The 2,433-nt window shown below is 72.8% G+C and carries 2 protein-coding genes; both read left to right on the top strand.

What is annotated here, in order from left to right:
• A partial coding sequence (efeB, locus tag IE312_RS26935) for an iron uptake transporter deferrochelatase/peroxidase subunit (RefSeq protein ID WP_229900475.1) occupies nt 1–1,208 on the top strand: 1,208 nt, incomplete at its 5' end.
• 80 nt (nt 1,209–1,288) lie between these two features.
• Nucleotides 1,289–2,221 carry a prephenate dehydratase gene (pheA, locus tag IE312_RS26930; RefSeq protein ID WP_189984912.1) on the top strand — a complete coding sequence of 311 codons (933 nt, stop codon included), beginning with the start codon at nt 1,289–1,291 and terminating at the stop codon, nt 2,219–2,221.
• Nucleotides 2,222–2,433 lie beyond the last annotated feature (212 nt).

The following is a 2,433-nucleotide window of genomic DNA, read 5'->3' as shown; positions in this document are numbered from 1 at the left end:
GAATCTCCCGGCGCGCCCTGCTCGGCACCGCCGGCGCCACCGGTCTCGTCCTCGGCGCGGCCGGCGGGGCCGTGGGCTACGCCGCCGCGCCCGCCGCCGCCACCCCGCTCACCTCCCTGGGCTCGGGCCGGGCGATGTTTCACGGGAAACATCAGCCCGGCATCACCGAGGGTCTCCAGGCGTGCGGCCACCTCGTGGCCTTCGACCTGGCGCCGGGCGCCGGCCGCAGGGAGGCGGCGGCCCTGCTGCGCCGCTGGTCGGCGACGGCCGAGCGGCTGATGGCGGGCGAGGCGGCCGCGCACGATGACACCGGTGTGGCTCGGGACGCGGGCCCGTCCTCGCTGACCCTCACCTTCGGCTTCGGCCACAGTTTCTTCGGCCGGACCGGCCTGGAGAAGCAGCGGCCGTCCGCCCTCGACCCGCTGCCGGACTTCTCCTCCGACCAGCTCGACAGGTCACGCAGCGACGGCGACCTGTGGGTGCAGATCGGCGCCGACGACGCCCTGGTCGCCTTCCACGCCCTGCGCGCGGTCCAGAAGGACGCCGGCTCGGCCGCGCGGGTGCGCTGGCAGATGAACGGCTTCAACCGCAGTCCCGGTGCCACCGCCCATCCCATGACGGCCCGCAACCTCATGGGCCAGGTCGACGGCACCCGCAACCCCAAGCCCTCCGACGCGGACTTCGACCGGCGGATCTTCGTGCCCGCCTCGGGCGAGCCCGCCTGGATGGCGAACGGCTCCTACGCCGTCGTGCGCCGGATCCGCATGCTCCTGGACGACTGGGAGAAGCTGTCGCCCGCCGCGCAGGAACAGGTCATCGGGCGCCGCAAGGCCGACGGGGCGCCGCTGTCCGGCGGCGGCGAGACCACTCCGATGGACCTGGAGAAGACGGGTCCGAACGGCGACTACGTCGTCCCGCTGAACGCGCACGCCCGCATCACCCGGCCCGACAGGAACAGCGGCGCGGCCATGCTGCGGCGCCCGTTCTCCTACCACGACGGCATCGACGCCGACGGCAGCCCCGACGCCGGTCTCCTCTTCATCTGCTGGCAGGCGGACCCGCTGCGCGGCTTCGTACCGGTGCAGCGCAAGCTGGACCGGGGCGACGCGCTGTCGAAGTACATCCGGCACGAGGCCAGCGGCCTGTTCGCGGTGCCGGGCGGGGCGGCGGAGGGCGAGTACGTGGGACAGCGCCTTCTGGAGGGCTGAAGCCCTTTCAAACCACCCGGTCGAGTGGCATTCATGAGACACGTGCGACGGGTCCCGCCACGGCCATTAGGGTGAGGGACATGCCAGCGAGCTATGCCTATCTCGGCCCGGAGGGCACCTTCACCGAGGTCGCCCTGCGGACGCTCCCGGAGACGGCCACCCGGGAGCTGGTCCCCTACGTGTCGGTGCAGTCCGCGCTGGACGCGGTGCGGGCCGGCGAGGCCGAGGCCGCGTTCGTGCCGATCGAGAACTCCGTCGAGGGCGGCATCACGACCACCCTGGACGAGCTGGTCGCCGGCGAACCGCTGATGATCTACCGCGAGGTGCTGCTGTCGATCACCTTCGCCCTGCTGGTCCGCCCCGGCACGAAGCTCACGGACATCAAGACGGTCTCCGCCCACCCGGCGGCCCAGCCCCAGGTGCGCAACTGGCTGCGCGCCCACCTCCCGGACGCCCTGTGGGAGTCGGCCGCCTCCAACGCGGACGCCGCCCGCCTGGTCCAGGAGGGCCGCTACGACGCCGCTTTCGCGGGCGAGTTCGCCGCCGCCCGGTACGGCCTGGAGGCGCTGGAGACCGGGATCCACGACGCGGAGAACGCGCAGACCCGGTTCGTGCTGGTGGGCCGTCCGGCCCGGCCGGCCGCGCCGACCGGTGCCGACAAGACGTCGGTGGTGCTGTGGCAGCGCGACGACCACCCCGGCGCCCTGCGCGACCTGCTCGGCGAGTTCGCCTCGCGGGGCATCAACCTGATGCTGCTCCAGTCCCGGCCGACCGGCGCCGGCATCGGCAACTACTGCTTCTGCATCGACGCCGAGGGCCACATCACCGACCGGCGGATGGCGGAGGCGCTGATGGGGCTGCGGCGGATCTGCCTCCAGGTGCGCTACCTCGGGTCCTATCCGCGCGCCGAGATCGCACCGGGCGAGGCCGGGCCGACACCGCCCGGGACCTCGGACGAGGAGTTCATCGCGGCGGCGGACTGGGTGGCGCGCTGCCAGGACGGCCGGTTCTAGCCGCCGCGCTCAGGGCCCCGGCCCGCCGCGGACCCGGTCGTACCTGCATACGAACGTTATCCACAGGAGTTATCCACAGGTGCCCTTCTCGACCTGGGGACAAGTCGACAGTCGGCGGTCATCGGGTCGACAAATCGGCCCGGAACGCCCCACGGAGGCCATCGACCCCGGGGGCCGCCTTCGTCCACCCGTTTCCTCCGGTTCATCTTTTG

This window comes from Streptomyces capoamus (genome assembly GCF_014654935.1).
In the GTDB taxonomy this organism is placed as follows: domain Bacteria; phylum Actinomycetota; class Actinomycetes; order Streptomycetales; family Streptomycetaceae; genus Streptomyces; species Streptomyces capoamus.
Note: the sequence above shows the minus strand (reverse complement) of the source record. Positions and strands in the feature narration are given on the sequence as shown.

Excerpts from the sequence above, each read along its gene's own strand:
- pheA (WP_189984912.1), top strand. The coding sequence starts at position 1,289 with ATGCCAGCGAGCTATGCCTATCTCGGCCCGGAGGGCACCTTCACCGAG.